This window comes from Bombilactobacillus bombi, assembly GCF_003522965.1.
In the GTDB taxonomy this organism is placed as follows: domain Bacteria; phylum Bacillota; class Bacilli; order Lactobacillales; family Lactobacillaceae; genus Bombilactobacillus; species Bombilactobacillus bombi.
The window spans coordinates 1013508-1030773 of the sequence record NZ_CP031513.1; the positions used below are offsets into that span (position 1 = coordinate 1013508).

Sequence of the window (17266 nt, forward strand, 5' to 3'; positions counted from 1 at the left end):
TAATAATATATAAAATTTAGGAGATAAAAAATGAAAATTTATATTTCTACCGATATTGAAGGCTTAGCAGGAATCACAGATTGGAATATGGAAAAAGATGATACTATCGAATTTCGCAAATTATATAATCAACAAGTTGCTTGGGTTTTAAAAGGCATTCAATCATCTGTAAATAATGATAAAATAACAGAAATTTTAATTTCTGATTCTCATTCTAAAGGAAATAACTTGAATTATAATTATTTATCAGATATAGATGAAAGAATTTCATTGATTAACGGTTATCCACGTGAAGATTATATGTTAAGTGAACTTAACTCATCATTTGACCAAGTATTTTTTGTTGGATATCATTCTGGAATTGGTAAAGAAAATGGCAATATGGATCATGGATATAGTGCGCGTTCTGCTTATAAAATATGGATTAATGATGCATATCAAAATGAAACAACTATAAATGCTGCATATGCTGCTGAATTGGGCATACCTGTAACCCTAATAATTGGAGATTCATCGTTACAAGAACAGCTTTTTAATGATAATATGTTTTCAACTCCAAAATTTGTTTCTACAAAAAAATCATTAGCTAGATATGCTGCTTTGAGTTATCCTAGAAAACAAATACGATTGGAAACTATAAATGCTGCTAAAGAAGTAATAGATAATCCAGAACCTTATAGTAAAATAAAAACACTTGCTGAGCCTTTGAATTTAAAAATTCAACTATACAATACTGCCCAGGCCGATTTGATAAATCAATTAAAAGATGTTAAAAGACTTGATGGCAGAACCATTGAAATTCAATGTTCATCTATGAAAGAATTAATAAACGAAATTATAGCAGTAGTCACTATAGGTGGTACACAAGCTTAAACACAGCAATTAAGCATTCATCATTAAAAACAACTAAAATAGAAATTTTAATTTAATCAAGAATAGTAATCTAAAAAACTCAAAGTAATCCTTACTTTAATGTATGGTCCTGATGGACTATCCTCATAAGGAGTTGACTTTGAGTTTTTTAGATTGCTTACAGACTTTTTAGTTATATTAACTAAAAATCACTAGATACTACTATTAATTTGATCAACTACTTGGCGTGCTTGACTACGAGGCATGCTTACGACTATACGCACAAATTCTTCATCATGCAGTTGAATGACAATCGGGTCATCTTTAATAATTGCGTTCCAAAAAGTTCGTTCTCCCTGACTAATAAAAGTACCTGCTAACTTATTCGGTAACCCAAGTCCTGGATTTCGAATTCCTTTTTGATCTTTCCAAATACCAGCATCTATTGTGGCTCCAACAACATGATCTAACGGAATACTCAATTTACTTTTAAAAGACCACAGTTTATCTAAGCCCATAGGAACTATTGTTAACCGTTTATCGTTAACCTCAATTCGATTATTCATCATCTATACCTGTCTTTCATTTTTGATTGTTTAGTCAACAATTATCCAAAACATAGTTACAATTTAATGCCTGCTCGATGTAACAACCTTTGACCTAACAAATTAGTTACTTCTGACTGAGGCAGATTTTGACACCAACCTGCAATTAAGTTCCGCACAGTAACATCTTTTGGCGCTAGTTCTAATAGTCCCACTAAGATTAAATCAAGTTTCAAAGTAGAATTGGTCTTTTGCACCAGACAATCTTTTAATGCTTCAATAAACATCCCTCGTTTACTGCCAAAGGCTGAATACAAACTACCACGCAATAATCCACTAGCTTTAACTAAATCATCCAGCGACGTACCTTCGTAACCCAATTTGACAAAAATTTGTGCCATTGCACTAAGTACTTGTTGACGATTATATGAAATTTTTCTTCCCATAAATTCATTATAATATTTTTGACCAAACAGTCAATAATTATTTATAAATTAACTGCCTTTTATTCAAAGTCATTTGGAGTACATTGACGAATAATACTTTTTAAATGATCTAAACCCAAAAAAGGAATTTCATTACTAATCTTTTGAATACGTGCCTTTAATTGATGATTATCACTGCCAACAGGGACTATTACCCAATCACCTACTTGCAGGCCATCTTTTCCCAAATAATTATAAAATTTACCTTGCTTTTTAAAAGTCACTTGACAAATTACTCGTTGTTGTGAGTCTGACAAGAGTAACGGTGATTTTAAGAGTTCTCCTTGCTGGTAATTATCTAAAATTTTTTGGAGTTTTTGAACAAATTCTTGCCACATAATCAATAAATCTGGTTGTGTAAAATCTAGATAAAATTTAGCAGTATTACCTTGGCGTGTTCGCCAGCTAACCTGCCATTTTTGTGGACTAGTGCTAGCAGCCTCTTGTAAATCTAAATCCCAGATATCTAATAAATCGTTAATAGTTGTTATTAAATAATAAGTTTGTAGCATTTTTTGACCATTGAGAAGAGTCTGTTGATAAATTAAAGTGCCTCGTTGGCGATTAAGTTCCAAGTAATCGGTTGCAGTAATGCCTTGATAAGTTATCTTTAATTGATCAATCCGCTCAAAGTTACCGTCAAAAACATATAAGTCAGAAATTTTGAGTTGTTGGCGAATTAATTCAGATAAATCCTGATTATGAACCTTTAATTTTTGACATAATGAACCTTGATATTGCAAAACTCGTCCAGTTGTATTGATTAATTGGATTTGCCAAGAACCCTCGTCAAAAGCCACTATCGGCAATATAGAAATATGTCCAAAATAATAACTCAAAGCTTCAAAAATCACCTTAGTAGAAGTAAGCTGAAAATTTTGTGAACTTAATAATTGCAATTGGAGAGATTTATTATCTCCAGCATAGCGTTCTAACTGTACTTGACCATCTTGTTGGATAGTTAATCTTTGTTCTACTTCGTCAGCAGAAATATTTAATTCCATACCGGTTCGATTGGATACTAATTTTACCGTCTGTAAAGTACCCTCAAATAAGTATGGACTGCGCAACTGGCATGAAGTAATCACCGCTAAACGTTCAAAAGCAGTTTCCATCCAAGAACGCGGTTCGGCACTCAAAGTAGAAAAGTTCTGCAATCGACAACGAGCATAATAAGAAAAAATTGCATTACCTAATAACTGGATATCATCAATGCGATCAATTATCTGTTTTAAGTAATGACAATGATCGAATGTCTCAGGATAATAGGCATTAATCAAGGCTTGTCCACCATCAATTTGAAATCCCAGGCTACTACAAATGGTTTCAAAGTCTTTGCTTACAAGAGTATTAATTGTTTGCGGATTTCGATATAAGTCGAAATATTTTACAGCAAAATTATGAATAGCATCCTTTTGGCTTAATTTTCTCATTATTTTCTCCTAACGTCATTTTTACATCACTTATCAAATTGTAGATTTAATCTTTATTAAAATTATCTCAAAAACAACTTTTCATTAACTTTAAATAGAGTAAAATAGCCCTATAAGTTGGAAAGGAGATTCTCATTTAATGTCTCAATCATCAAATATTGAAACCCCCGCCTTTTATTTGAATTCACAACGGAAGGTTGCTGTTATTAATTATAGTCAACAATATGTTTCTGATATTTTTTCCCTTTTAAATACACCAGAATTGGTCAAAATTGTGCAACTATTTTTAAAACAGCGACGTCATGTTCAACCGCAAAATTCATTTGAAGATTTAGATGCTGCTGACTATTTAGCAACTATTAAGGCTGTCATCTTAGATGATCCTACAGCCTTCGATCAATTTAATCGAGTTGAAATTTTACAAAGTGTTGAATCTCTGTATTCATTTTATCGCTCTTTCTTGCGAATTGCTGTTCTAAATTTGCATCAATCTGATGTCATGGCCAATAATTTTATAAATATCGATAATCAATTTAATGACTTGGTTATCAGACTTTACAGATTAATAGAAGAAAAATTGCAAGGTCACCCTAACCAAACTTATCGGCAGGTTAGTGCTGGTTCTTCAGCTTGTATTCTGACGCAATCTCATAATTGGCCTATTCCCCCAGAATATCAGGCCTTACAGCCGATTCGTTTTATTAATACTTTAATGTTAAGACCACCTATGATGATGACTACTCCAAGTAATAAACGTCAAGGAACTTTTAGTGCTGTTTCAACGAACCCGATTGCCAAATTTAGTGGTCAACAAGATGAATGGTATTGTTTTCCAGCTAAAATTGGCGAAAGTTTGGCTTATATCTATTTCCATCGTGATTATTTTGTTAGTGGAATTGCCCTGGCTAATTTATTTGAAGTTGCTTCAGCTAGCGATGTTGAAGGTCACAAGCCCGATTTAATCTTATTATTTGGACTGTCTGAAACTGAAAATGGAACTTGTCATTATTATCACGATACCAAAAATAATATTTGGGTAGGAGAAGTTCCTTACAACGACCAAACTACTTATTTTGGCTATATGAAAAAGATGTGTCTTACCTTGCATAATTTGCATATGATTTATGATGGTAAATTGCCTATTCATGGCTCTATGGTCCAAATTAACTTTGCGAATGGTAAACAACGTAACGTGGTCTTTTTTGGTGATTCAGGTGCTGGTAAATCTGAATCTATCGAAGCCTTACAAGAAATAGCTGATGATCAAATTATCAATATGGAAACTATTTTTGATGATATGGGGACCTTTACAGTTGATAATTCTAACGTTTATGCTCAAGGTACTGAAATTGGTGCTTTTGTACGTTTAGACGATTTAAGTTCTTCGGTAGCTTTTAATAATATGGATCGTGGCATTTATCTTAATCCTGATCAAAAAAATGCTCGCGTCATTATTCCAGCAGATTCCTATCATCGAATAGTGGCTCATCATCCAATCGATATGTGGGTTTACGCTAATAATTATGATGATAAAGTCGGTATTCATCGCTTTGATAACCAAGAAGCTGCTAAACAAACCTTTATTGCTGGCAAACGTAAGGCTTTAGGCACAACTGATGAAGTTGGTATGAGCTCGACCTTTTTTGCTAATCCATTTGGGCCAGTACAAGAAGAAGCTCGTACCCGGCCGATTATTGATCAAGTATTTACTAATTTATTCAACCAAAATGTCTACGTTGGTGAAATTTACACACACTTAGGCAATGACAAATCTAAAGATAGTCTCCAGCAATCTGCTCAAGAGTTACTACAAATTTTAATGAATTCATAAAAAACAAAATCACTCCCTACTTGAAGGAGTGATTTTTATTTGCTTAATTCCCAAGCCATTTTTACAATGGCTGTTCGCAATTCTAATTTAGCTGCAAATTCCCTAGGAAATTCGTTCACACCATGGGTACAACCTAGTATTTGACCAGTTAATGCTGCTGTCGAATCTAAATCACCATCATGATTAACAGCCTGAATAATAGCCTGCGAAAAATTATTTTCATACTTTAAAGAACAATATAAGGCAATTGCTAAAGCTTCTTCTGCAACTGCGCCTGAACCTAATTGTGAAATAGGAATTTCAGTTTTTTCACTAGCTAATTGTAAAACGCGTTCAACATTAATTACCAATTCTTTTATGGTTGGTATTTAAGAAAAATATTTTTTAATTAGTTGTAATGTAGTTAGAACACAACAACGTAAAGTATCTTGAGTTACTAGTAACTGTTGCATTAACTCTGCCATAAATGCTGCTGTTAACCAACTTAAGGGGTGTCCATGAGTTAAGGCTGCTGATTCAGCAGCCAATTGCATTACTTGATTAGGAGTAAATCTTTGAGGCTGTAATCCTAAAGGTGCAACCCGCATAATTGCTCCACAGCCTTTACTCTGATTAATAGGTTGAGCCATTGTTCTGCGTTGTCCATGCATTAAAGCCATTATACAAGTACGCCCTGGTTCTCGACTAGCAAAAATCTCTGGATAATTCACTAACCAAGTTTTTGGTATTTGACTTAAGTCAGACTTATGAAACTTAAATTGAGTTTCCAACCATTCTTGATAGCAATCCCACAAATTATGCAAAACATCCCCTTCTAATAGCAAGGCATTGGCAGTAAATAAAGTCATTTGCGTATCATCAGAAATAAGTGGAATTCCCGAAAAATTAGCGAAATTAATTCCTTTTTCACCATATTTTTCTTTAATTTCAACCCATTAATCAAATTCTACAGGATAACCTAAAGCATCGCCTAGAGCTCCACCGAGCAAACAACCTAATATTTGCTGATTAATTTTGACCATAAGCCGCTAATAATTCAGCCAAATAATAAGTGCCTGCTTGATAATCGGCTAACCGAATATTTTCATTTGGTGAATGAGGGTGACTTCCCGCATAATGAATTCCTACTAATGCAATTGGAGCTTTGACGTAATCCAAAAATGGTTTGATTGGACCTGCACCAGCCATATTCGGAATTAATTTGACATGTTGTTTGCCGTAAACTTGTTGTGCAACGGTATGATTTAATTGAATAAAAGAATCTTCTAAATCAGTTCGTCCTGCTTGTTCACCTAACAAGTACTCAACTTTTACATCTTCAAAACCATTTTTGATTAATTGCTGCTGAATTAACTCAACAATTTTGTGGGGATCCTGGTTGGGCGCCAGTCGACAGTCTAATTTGGCCTGTGCTTGCTTAGGAATAATTGTCTTTACACCTTCGCCATTATAACCGGCTTCTAATCCATTAATCGTCATAGTTGAACCATTAATCAGTTCTGTTTTGGGATCGGTGGTAATCAAGGGCCGCTTTAAGCCATAATTGGCTTGCACCTTTTCAACGTTAAAATCCATGGCTTGAGTTGCTTGTTGCTCAGCTGCAGTCAATGGTTGAATATCATCATAAAAGCCCGCAACAGCAACTTTATTGTCACTTGTTCGCAAGGAAGCCAAGGCTTGTACGAGTCGCCAAGCTGCATTATCGGCATAACTAGCCAAAGAAGAATGTAAATCTACATCAGCTGTCTGCACATGCAAATTAAAACTTACGGCACCTTTAGCTCCACAAACGATTTCAAAGTTCTCATCTTCATCTTTACCGCCGCCTTCCCAAATACAAGCGTCAGCTTGTAAATCAGCAGCATGAGCAGCCACATAATCAGCGACATGCGGGCTGCCAATTTCTTCTTCACCTTCAATATAAAACTTTAAATTAACAGGCAAACCACCATGTTCTTGAAAGTATTTAATCAAAGTTAAACGACTCATTAATTCACCCTTATCATCACAAACTCCTCGAGCAATTAATTTACCATCAATTGCAACTGGTTCAAAGGGTTGAGTGTGCCATTCTTCTAAAGGTTCGGGTGGCTGAACATCATAATGATTATAAAATAAAACTGTTTTATCACTGTTTCCAGCTAATTCAGCAAAAATAACTGGATTACCACCTTGATCAGTCCATTGTTCAACTCTTTGTGCCTTTAATTGGCGAAATTGCTCCATAATCCAAGTACTCGTTGCCTGAATTCCCTTATTTTGCGCAGAAATGCTCGCAATCCGTAAATAGTCTGTTACATTCTTTAAATTATCAATAGCATATTGTTCGATAGCTGCTCGATTCATTTCATCACATCCAGTCTCTGATATTGAAACTAATCATAACTTAAACTAAATAATTAATAAAGGATTAAATTAAAATTAATTTATTACAATAAAAAAGTTCACCTAAAGCAGTGAACTTTTGGATAAAAATTATTTTTGATTTATATGTTTCATGGATTGATACTTAATCAAGATATCCCTAGTCAATTATATTATTAGCAAATTATTCTCTTACTAACTACATCTCATTACCACAAATTAAATGCTATAAACTATTTAGCTATTGAAAATTTACCTTTAATATTTAATTGTAACAGTTGTTCTAAATATTGTTTGAGAGCTGTTTTGTCTTTAGCATTAACCCGTAAACGTTCTAAATCACCTCTAACTACTTGCTTTTGACCAAATTCAATATCTAATACTTCAAATTTTTTATTAACAAAATTCTCAAATCGTAATTTTTTTACAAAATTTGGAAAATTATGATCAAATTGTTGGAGCCAAATTTTAGTATTATCATTTTGATAAGCTTTTGACATTGGTGTTAGTTGACCGGTAAAATAACATTTCAAATCATATAATAAATAATCAATTCGATCTCTATATATTGTATAGCGATAAGTGTTAATGGTTGGCACTTTATGTTGCGGCCAAAGAAAATGCAAATTTATATTAGAACGAATATTTTCATAATCAAGTATCCAATCTTTAAAATTAGGATGTAACATTTCTAATTGTTTGGAACCACAAACTACATCTGCAGATAATTTTATACTATGATTACTAACATTATCCAATAAATTACATCTTTTTTGGGGTAAATGATATTTAGCAGCTAATGCCTTATACAAGTCAACATCATATTTATCAGGATCATTATACAGAGCTTCTCTTACAATTTTAAGCCACTTAGAATCATAATTAGATAGCCATTGATAATAATCACTTTGATAAAATGCCTGCAAACGTTGCATATTTTCTTGATAAATTTTCATATTTTTCTCAATAATTATTTTCTTTCTAACTTTGTTACGCTTTCAACATGTTTGGTCATTGGAAACATATCAACTGGTGTCGTTTGCTTTGCTTGATAATGCTGCTGTAATAGTTGGATATCACGGGCTAAAGTAGCTGGATTACAGCTAATATAAATAATTTTTTGTGGCTGTAAGGCAAAGATACTATCAATTAGACTAGCATCCAATCCTTTACGGGGTGGATCAACAATTAGAACATCAATTGAACGCTTTTCTTGAGCCCATTGATTTAAAATGTCTTCCGTTTTACCCTTGATAAATTTAGCATTGTGAATACCATTAATAGCTGCGTTAGCCTGCGCATCTTTGACAGCACTAGCCACACTTTCAATCCCGATTACTGACTGAGCCCGATTAGCTAAGCTTAAACCGATTGTTCCAATTCCACAATAGGCATCGACCACATTTTCTTGTCCTTGTAAGTCGGCGGCATCAATCGCTAGTTGGTATAACTTTTGTGTTTGGCGGGGATTAACTTGATAAAAAGATTGCGGTGAAATTCGGAATTTCTTACCTAAAATCTCATCCGTAATATAGGCTTGACCGGCTACTAACTCAAAACGGGAGCCTAAGATGACATTAGTCTTTTTAGCATTAACATTAACATACAAAGAAGTCACGGCAGAATTAGCAGCAATTGCCTCTAATAATAACGCTAAATTTTTGATTTTTTTGGAAGTAATAACTAACACTACCATCATTTCACCGGTAAAATGAGCCCGGCGGATAACAATATTACGAACATCACCGCGGTTAGTATTTTCATCATAACCTTTAATTTCATATTGTTGCATTAAATCACGAATTTGATTAATTTCAGCATCAATAGCTGGATCTTGAATTAAATAATCATCTAAAGCAATTAAATCATGCGACCGTTGACGAAAAAAACCTGTTGTTGCATGTCCAGCAATTGTCCGGACTGGAATTTGGGCCTTGTTGCGATAAGCTAAGGGTTGATCTGCCCCCACTGTGGGTTGAACTGAAATATCTAGGCCTAACTTTTGGTAATCAGTAACAATTTGTTGACGTTTGAATTCTAATTGTTTGTTATAAGACAAATGGATTAACGGTGCAATCCCAGTTTGAACATATTTTTTGTCATATTGTTCTATTCGATCTGGTGATTTTTTTATAATTTTTAAAGTTTTCGCAAAACCAAATTTACGTCCAACTTTAGTAATTAATGCTTGTACTTGTTCGCCCGGCAAAGCATTTTCTACAAATAATGAATAGCCGTCTACTTTAGCTACTCCCAATCCCTCATACGAGAGATCTATAATATCTAAAGTTATTTCTTGGTTTTTAGTTACATTAATAGTCTTTTTCATGTTTCCCTTTCAAAAAGAGCCAGAACAAAAGATTTTTGTCCCAGCTCTACTATCTCCGTTTTATTCTTTATTTTTCAGTGAATTAACACTATTGACAAAATGTTCTTCAGCTTGCTTTTCTGCTGGAGTTTCAGTATTAATAGACTCATCAGGAATCGCATCTAAATCAGCATACATTTCGATATGCCGTTGCAATACAGTCAAAGTGATAGGTGCATCACCACCATATTCTCCATCCAAGTTAATCATAATTCGCTGATCATCATTAGGTTTCACTACTAATTTGCGGGTTTTCGTATAAATAATTTTGGGATCATTAATATGTTTGCCCCCATTGAGCGCTTTGGCAATCAAGACAAGCATTTCCGCTATATTAGTATCTTTAACAATCAGTAATGACAATTTGCCATCGCCTAATTCTGAATCAGGAGCAACTTGTTCAAAACCACCCACTGAATTAGTTAATCCAGACAAAAACAACGTAACCGCACCATCATAAACGCCGTCATCATATTCTAAGTGCATATTCATTGGCTTAATTCGCGGTAACATTTCTGCACCCTTAACCAAATAAGCCAAATATCCTAGAATAGACTTATACTCTGATGGTACTTCATAAGTTAACTCCGACATTGACCCGCCACCAGCAATATTCATAAAATAATGCTCACCGGCGCGACCAATATCCATCGGCAAAGTTTGCTTTTTTAAAATAACTCGCGCGGCAGCAACTGGATCATTGCGAGGAATTTTTAAAGCTCGCGCATAGTCATTAGTCGTACCACCAGGAATAATCGCCATTTGTGGCCGCTTAGACAAAGGAGCAATTCCATTCACTACTTCATTCAAAGTACCATCACCACCAGCAGCAACAATCAATTCAAAACCAGCTTGCGCCACTCGACGAGCTTCATTTTCAGCTGATTGTGGTTCAGGAGTGGTGCGAAAAGCACTAGCTTCATAGCCAGCTTGTTCCAAAACGTCCAAAATATCAGCCACACTTTTTAAAATACTTTCATTCCCTGATGTCGGATTATAGATTAAACGAGCTTTCATTTGCTACCTCTTAACGTTTCTTAATTTCAGCGGTTAAAATCTGATTAACTACCTTTGGATTAGCTTGACCATGAGTTTGTTTCATGATTTGGCCAACTAAGAACCCAAAGGCACGGTCTTTACCATTTTTAAAATCAATCACAGATTGTTCATTATCATCCAATACTTGATTAATAATTGGTGTTAAGACATTAGGATCAGATTGCTGTACTAAGCCTTTAGATTCTACCCAAGCCTTTGGTTCGCTACCATTAGCGATAGTTTCAGCAAAAACCTTCTTAGCAATCTTAGAAGAAATTGTTCCATCTTTGACCAAGCCTATCATTGTTGCCAAATGCTCTGGGGTTAGTTTAGTTTGATTCAAGTCCAAATTATGCTCATTCATATAAGCATTAACATTAACCATTAACCAGTTAGAAACTTGCTTAGGATCAGCGCCTAAGGCTACGGTTTGATCAAAGAAATCTGACATTTCCTTAGTATCTGTCAAAACACCGGCATCATATTCAGGAATTTTCAATTCTTTAATGTAGCGTTCGCGGCGTTTATCAGGCATTTCGGGAATTTCTTGGCGAATTTGATCAATCCAAGCACTATCAATATGATAATCTGGCAAATCAGGCTCTGGAAAATAACGATAATCGTCAGCGCCTTCCTTAACCCGCATCAAAATAGTTGAATTGGTTGGTTCATCATAACGACGAGTTTCTGGTTGAATTATGCCGCCAGCCATCAGAATTTGTACTTGCCGCTTTTCTTCATATTCTAAACCATTGCGAACGTGTTTAAAGGAATTTAAGTTTTTTAACTCAACTTTTTGACCAAATTTTTCAGATCCAATTGGGCGTACCGAAATATTCGTATCTACCCGCATGGAACCTTCTTCCATTTTAACATCAGAAGCACCGGTAAATTGAATAATTTGGCGCAAACGATCTAAGTAAGCATACGCTTCATCTGGAGATTGAATATCTGGCTTAGAAACAATTTCAATTAAAGGTGTTCCTTGCCGGTTTAAGTCCACATAAGAATAACCTGCTTCACCGTGTGTATTTTTACCAGCATCTTCTTCAATATGCAGTTCTTCAATACCGATTTTCTTTTTTTGACCATTTACTTCAATTTCCACCCAGCCATTTGTTGCCAACGGCTTTTCTTTTTGAGTAATTTGATAAGCCTTAGGATTATCTGGATAAAAATAATTTTTCCGATCAAAATGAGTATCCTGTGTTACTTGTGCATTTAAGGCTAAAGCTGTCATAATTCCTAATTTATAAGCTTGCTTGTTAACAGTCGGTAAAGTTCCCGGAAAGCCAAAATCGATAATATTAGCATTCGTATTTGGTTGTGCCCCATAAGATACAGGCGAAGGACTGAACATTTTAGTTTTTGTTTTTAATTCAACGTGTACTTCCAAACCAATTGTTGTTTCAAAATTCATTAGTTTTGGCCTCCAATCTGTGGACGCTGTTGTAAAAAGTTGGTTTCATTTTCCACAAGCTGCGCAGCATTAAAGATAGTTTGTTCAGCAAAAGGTTTAGCAATCATTTGTAAGCCTACAGGCATACCATCTGCCATTCCTACTGGTACTGATGCTGCTGGTAAACCAGCTAAATTAGCTGGAATAGTTAAAATATCATTCATGTACATTACTAAAGGATCATCAATTCTTGAACCAATATCAAAAGCTGTTGTTGGTGAGGTAGGTCCAACAATTAAATCATAATCCGCAAATATTTTATTAAAATCTTCAATAATCAAAGTCCGAACTTGGGCTGCTTTATTAAAATAAGCATCAAAGTAGCCGGCTGATAAAGCGAAAGTTCCTAACATAATCCGCCGCTTAACTTCGTCACCAAAGCCCTCACTGCGAGATTTTATATAAACATCTTCCAAATTACGCACATCTTGTGCGCGAAAACCATACCGAATACCATCATAACGTTGTAAATTAGAAGAAGCTTCACTAGAAGCAATAATATAATAGACTTGCACTGCATATTGTGCATGTGGCAACTTCACAGTATCCACACTCGCCCCATTATCTTCTAACAACTTAATTCCACGTTGCACTTGTTCTCTGACACCCGCGTCGATACCTTCGCCCATGAATTCTTCTGGAACCGCCACTTTTAAGCCTTTAACATTGGCTTTGATTTGACTGTAATCAGGAACTGGCAAATCAGCACTAGTATTATCATGCTGATCAAAGCCACTCATTGCTTGTAAGACCTGAGCAGAATCAGCCACATGACGCGACATAACTCCGACTTGATCCAAACTAGAACTGAAAGCAATAACACCCCAACGCGAAACCCGACCATACGTTGGCTTGATTCCAAAAATACCATTAAATGAGGCAGGTTGTCGAATGGAACCACCAGTATCAGTACCTAAAGCTGCTAATACTTGTCCGCAAGCAACTGCTGCTGCTGAACCACCAGAAGAGCCACCAGGAACTTTGTTAGTATTCCAAGGATTTTTAGTAATTCCAAAATGTGAAGTTTCCGTAGATGAACCCATAGCAAACTCATCCATATTGGTTTTGCCAATGTTAACCATGCCAGCAGCTAGAATTTTTTGAGCTACAGTTGCTGAATAAATTGGTTGGAAATTAGCTAACATTTGACTGCCAGCAGTAGTTTTTAAACCCTTAGTTAAAATATTATCTTTAATCGCCACCGGAATAGCTTGTAACGGGCGATCAGCCACCACTTCTTCATCGTCTATATGAGCTTTATCATTAATTGTAATAAAAGCATTAATTTCTGGGTTGAGTTGATGAATATTCGTCAAAGTTTCTTGCGTCAATTCTGCTGCACTAATTTGCTTTGCAACTAACTTTTGATGTAGTGAAGCAATTGTTTCATTAAAATAATCCACTGCTAATCCTCCTCATTGTCCAAAATAGCTGGTACTTTAATTAAGCCATCTTGTTGTTCTGGAACATTTTGTAATAATTCCTCACGACTATTGGTTGGTTGAACTTCATCAGCTCTAAAAGATGTCTTTTGGCGAGAAATATGCGTCGTTGGTTGGACACCAGTGGTATCTACTTGTGCTAATTCATCTTCCATCGTAATAATTTCATCTAGTTGCTTTGTAAACTTATCTAGTTGGGCATCGTCAAACTCTAACTTTGCCAAATGAGCTACATGTTGAACTAACTTTTTATCAATCATCAAATCATCCCTTCTCAGTTTTAATAAGATATCAAAACATGGTTCGTAAACTGTTTACTATTATAATCCTTAGTAATCAAAGATTGCATGTCTTGGACCGTTTGAATTTTAATTTCTAATGCTGGCTGTTGCGGTAAATACCGATTAGCAGCTTCTTGGACAAATTGGGTAAAACTGCGAATCTGAGCAACACCATAAAATTGGGTGGTAATAGTAATAACCATGCCATTTAAGCTCCCATCTTGGTAGTGCACTTGCGCCGTTACCCCACTTAAGTTAGGAAAATAACTTTCAATATGATTTTTAAAATTAGAAAAATCATCTGCATCATTACTATTGATTGGCGTTTCATTATTTACGACCGGCAAAACTTGATTTTGTTCTTTAATTGGTTTCCAATCCTTGATACTTTCCCCATTTTTATGGCTGACACCATAACTAAAGAATGTTCCTCCCACTAAAGAATCATTAACATTTTGCCGATAGAGTCCTACCACAATTGGTATATTGCGTAAATTATTGTTTTTACGTAAGCGTTGCACAATTTTATTCGCCATTTCTTGTCCCATAGCTTGTCTTTGGCTGTCAGAAATTTTAGTTTCAAAAACGGCTCCATAACGTTCTTTGGTATAGTAATCTATATCATTCATTGATAAACCAACAGTCATACCAGCTAAGCGGTAGTCTTTATCATTTTGTGTATAAAAATCTTGTTCTAATAACTGCTGCAAATAAATCGGATTGCGCTTATCTGGATCTTTGGAACCATTATCTTTGGGATTTAGTCCCAAAGGATTATCAGCCGATTTCCGATTTAACCACTTCTGAGCAGTAGCTGTAGAAATCATTTGTCCTTCTTGAAAAAAATATTTATCTGGTGAAAATTCTTTTTGTGATACTGAGATTAACCCTGCTTCAAAAGACCGTAAATTGTGATTATTATTGCTGTCACTATCACCTGTTACGCCACTTATTGGACTAGTTTTATAGTGACCATTTTGCAATAAAGTACTATATTGTCCTGACTTCGAAGCTTGGGTTGTGGTAACTTTTTTACCATTTTGTGAATGTGAAGATAATGAAGATTCTCCCAAATTGCCACAACCAACTAATAAAAATAGAGTCATTACTATCATACTTAATTTAGACAATTTTTTCATTTATGAAACTCCTACTTTTCATCTTGAAGCTGCTGTTGCAACTGGTCTTCGCTCATAACTTTAACTCCTAATTGCTGGGCCTTGGTTAATTTACTGCCAGCTTTGGCACCAGCAATGAGAAGATCTGTTTTTTGAGAAACAGAATTAGTAACATGTGCGCCTAAACTTTCTAAGAGGTCACTTAAATCTTGACGTTTGTAATGGGCTAACGTTCCAGTTATCACAATCGTTTGCTGGTTGAACGGATTATCTGATAAATCCATTTGCTGTTGGGGATTTTTATATTCTAAATTAACATGCAATTGAGCTAATTCTTTAATTAACTGCTGTACCTTAGGATTAGCAAAATAAACCTGCAAACTATTTGCAATAGTTGCCCCCATACCATCAATTGCTAATATTTGTTCTGCACTTGCCTGCATTACTTGTTCCATGGTTCCAAATTTTTGGGCCAATAATTTAGCAGCCTTGGCGCCTACATGACGAATACCTAGGCCGAATAACAAATCTTCTAGTGAATTTTGACGGGACTTATCAATTGATTCTAATAAATTATTAATTGATTTTTCTTGAAAACCATCAATTTGTTCTAAATCATGACTAGTCAATCGATATAAATCTGCCACATCACTAACTAAGTGATGCTGCCATAACTGTTCAACAATCTTTGGACCTAATCCGTTAATATTCATTGCTCTGCGGGAAGCAAAATGGGTCAACCCTTCTTTAACTTGGGCCGGACACATCGGATTGATGCATCTTAAAGCAACCTCATCTTCCAAATGCACTAATTTTGCGCCACAAGAAGGGCATAAAGTCGGTGCTGTATAGGGCTGAGTATGTGCTTTTCGCTTGGCTAGCAAGACTTGTGAAACTTCAGGTATAATATCACCAGCCTTATGCAAAAGTACTGTATCACCTATACGAATATCCTTCTGTTGAATCATATCCATATTATGCAAAGTTGCACGATTAACATTAGTTCCAGCTAGTTGCACTGTATCCATCACAGCCGTTGGTGTAACTACACCTGTTCGCCCAACAGTCCATTCAATTTGATGAATTGTAGTTTGTGCTTCTTCCGGTGGAAATTTATAAGCAATTTCCCAACGAGGGACTTTGACAGTATTGCCCAATTGCTGTTGCAAGGTTAAATCGTTCACTTTTAAGACGATACCATCAATTCCATAAGGCAATTGATCACGCAATTGTTGATATTTAGCAATATAAGCTTCTACACCCTGTAAATCATGACTTACAAACCGCTCGGGATTAACATGATATCCTAATTGTGTCATTTTCTCTAACGCTTGACTTTGGGTAGCCACAGCAATATTTTGCGGGTTAATCACCGTATAAATGAAAGTACTGAGTTGGCGTTGCGCAGTTATTTGAGCATTTAACTGTCTTAAGCTGCCGGCAGCTGCATTCCTAGGATTAGCAAAAACTGTTTCACCATTTTGTTCGCGCTGATTATTTAATTTTGCAAAAGCAGCTTTCGGCATAAAACATTCACCGCGTACTTCAAGATCTAATGGCTCTGGTAAGGTTTGCGGTATATTTTTAATAGTACGGACATTATTAGTAACGTCTTCGCCAATCGAACCATCACCTCTAGTTGAGCCTTGGACTAATTGGCCTTGTTGGTAAACTAATGATAAAGCTAAACCGTCAATCTTCAACTCAACATTGTAATCAACTGGATGGCCAACAGCATTTTTAATGCGCTCATTGAATTCTTGCAATTCAGCAAAAGAAAAAACATCCCCCATCGATAGCATCGGTATTTCATGAGTTACTTTGGCTAAATTTGAAGCGGGCACATCGCCGACTAATTGACTAGGAGAATCTGGCGTCACCAATTCTGGAAATTGTTGTTCTAATTGCAATAGTTGCTGATATTTTTGATCATAAACACTATCTTCAACTAAGGGAGCATCTTCAGTGTAATAAGCTTTCCGATAGCGATTCAACTCTAAGCGTAATTGACTTAATTGTGTTTGCGCAGTTTGTTGATCCATGTGCTCAC

At 35.4% G+C, this 17266-nt stretch carries 14 protein-coding genes and 1 pseudogene; 2 read left to right on the forward strand and 13 right to left on the reverse strand.

Annotated elements, in window-relative coordinates:
* The first annotated feature begins 30 nt into the window (after nt 1-30).
* Entirely contained in the window at nt 31-873 is an 843-nt protein-coding gene (locus DS830_RS05215) for a M55 family metallopeptidase (protein WP_118908513.1), read from the forward strand.
* A 191-nt stretch (nt 874-1064) separates the two neighbouring features.
* Here DS830_RS05215 and DS830_RS05220 read toward each other — a convergent pair whose 3' ends face one another.
* Genes DS830_RS05220 through DS830_RS05230 form a run of 3 tightly spaced genes read right to left on the reverse strand, consistent with a single transcriptional unit; the run spans nt 1065 to nt 3315 of the window.
* Nucleotides 1065-1421, reverse strand: coding sequence for a hypothetical protein (locus DS830_RS05220; protein WP_205526771.1), 357 nt, complete (start codon nt 1419-1421; stop codon nt 1065-1067).
* Between the two features lie 53 nt (nt 1422-1474).
* Nucleotides 1475-1843 (reverse strand): TetR/AcrR family transcriptional regulator, encoded by a 369-nt coding sequence (locus tag DS830_RS05225; RefSeq protein ID WP_118908515.1) that lies wholly within the window; start codon nt 1841-1843, stop codon nt 1475-1477.
* 59 nt (nt 1844-1902) lie between these two features.
* The gene (locus DS830_RS05230) at nt 1903-3315 is read right to left on the reverse strand and encodes a hypothetical protein (protein ID WP_118908516.1); all 1413 of its coding nucleotides are present in this window, start codon (nt 3313-3315) and stop codon (nt 1903-1905) included.
* Between the two features lie 139 nt (nt 3316-3454).
* Between DS830_RS05230 and DS830_RS05235 the strand changes: the two genes are divergently transcribed.
* Complete coding sequence (locus tag DS830_RS05235) at nt 3455-5146, forward strand: phosphoenolpyruvate carboxykinase (ATP) (protein ID WP_118908517.1); 1692 nt, start codon at nt 3455-3457, stop codon at nt 5144-5146.
* Nucleotides 5147-5181: 35 nt separating this feature from the next.
* Here DS830_RS05235 and DS830_RS05240 read toward each other — a convergent pair.
* The 10 genes and pseudogenes from DS830_RS05240 to ligA all read right to left on the reverse strand — a co-directional run bounded on the left by DS830_RS05240 (nt 5182) and on the right by ligA (nt 17258).
* Nucleotides 5182-6072 (reverse strand): annotated as a pseudogene (locus tag DS830_RS05240) (ADP-ribosylglycohydrolase family protein).
* A gap of 82 nt (nt 6073-6154) precedes the next feature.
* On the reverse strand, nt 6155-7492 hold the full coding sequence (locus tag DS830_RS05245; protein WP_118908518.1) for a M20/M25/M40 family metallo-hydrolase: 1338 nt from the start codon (nt 7490-7492) through the stop codon (nt 6155-6157).
* Nucleotides 7493-7743: 251 nt separating this feature from the next.
* Nucleotides 7744-8466 carry a DUF6994 family protein gene (locus DS830_RS05250; protein WP_118908519.1) on the reverse strand — a complete coding sequence of 241 codons (723 nt, stop codon included), beginning with the start codon at nt 8464-8466 and terminating at the stop codon, nt 7744-7746.
* Between the two features lie 14 nt (nt 8467-8480).
* A complete protein-coding gene (gene rlmD / locus DS830_RS05255) occupies nt 8481-9839 on the reverse strand; it encodes a 23S rRNA (uracil(1939)-C(5))-methyltransferase RlmD (protein WP_118908520.1) in 1359 nt (452 codons plus the stop codon).
* A gap of 60 nt (nt 9840-9899) precedes the next feature.
* Nucleotides 9900-10895: a diacylglycerol kinase family lipid kinase gene (locus DS830_RS05260; protein ID WP_118908521.1), complete on the reverse strand. Its 996-nt coding sequence runs from the start codon at nt 10893-10895 to the stop codon at nt 9900-9902.
* A 10-nt stretch (nt 10896-10905) separates the two neighbouring features.
* Entirely contained in the window at nt 10906-12336 is a 1431-nt protein-coding gene (gene gatB, locus DS830_RS05265; protein ID WP_118908522.1) for an Asp-tRNA(Asn)/Glu-tRNA(Gln) amidotransferase subunit GatB, read from the reverse strand.
* Nucleotides 12336-13778 (reverse strand): Asp-tRNA(Asn)/Glu-tRNA(Gln) amidotransferase subunit GatA, encoded by a 1443-nt coding sequence (gatA, locus tag DS830_RS05270; RefSeq protein ID WP_118908523.1) that lies wholly within the window; start codon nt 13776-13778, stop codon nt 12336-12338. Before gatA ends, gatB begins: the two co-directional genes overlap by 1 nt.
* A 2-nt stretch (nt 13779-13780) precedes the next feature.
* Nucleotides 13781-14077, reverse strand: a complete 297-nt coding sequence (gatC, locus tag DS830_RS05275) for an Asp-tRNA(Asn)/Glu-tRNA(Gln) amidotransferase subunit GatC (RefSeq protein ID WP_118908524.1) — start codon at nt 14075-14077, stop codon at nt 13781-13783.
* Nucleotides 14078-14097: 20 nt separating this feature from the next.
* Nucleotides 14098-15237 (reverse strand): CamS family sex pheromone protein, encoded by a 1140-nt coding sequence (locus DS830_RS05280; protein WP_118908525.1) that lies wholly within the window; start codon nt 15235-15237, stop codon nt 14098-14100.
* Between the two features lie 11 nt (nt 15238-15248).
* Nucleotides 15249-17258, reverse strand: coding sequence for an NAD-dependent DNA ligase LigA (gene ligA / locus DS830_RS05285; protein ID WP_118908526.1), 2010 nt, complete (start codon nt 17256-17258; stop codon nt 15249-15251).
* Nucleotides 17259-17266 lie beyond the last annotated feature (8 nt).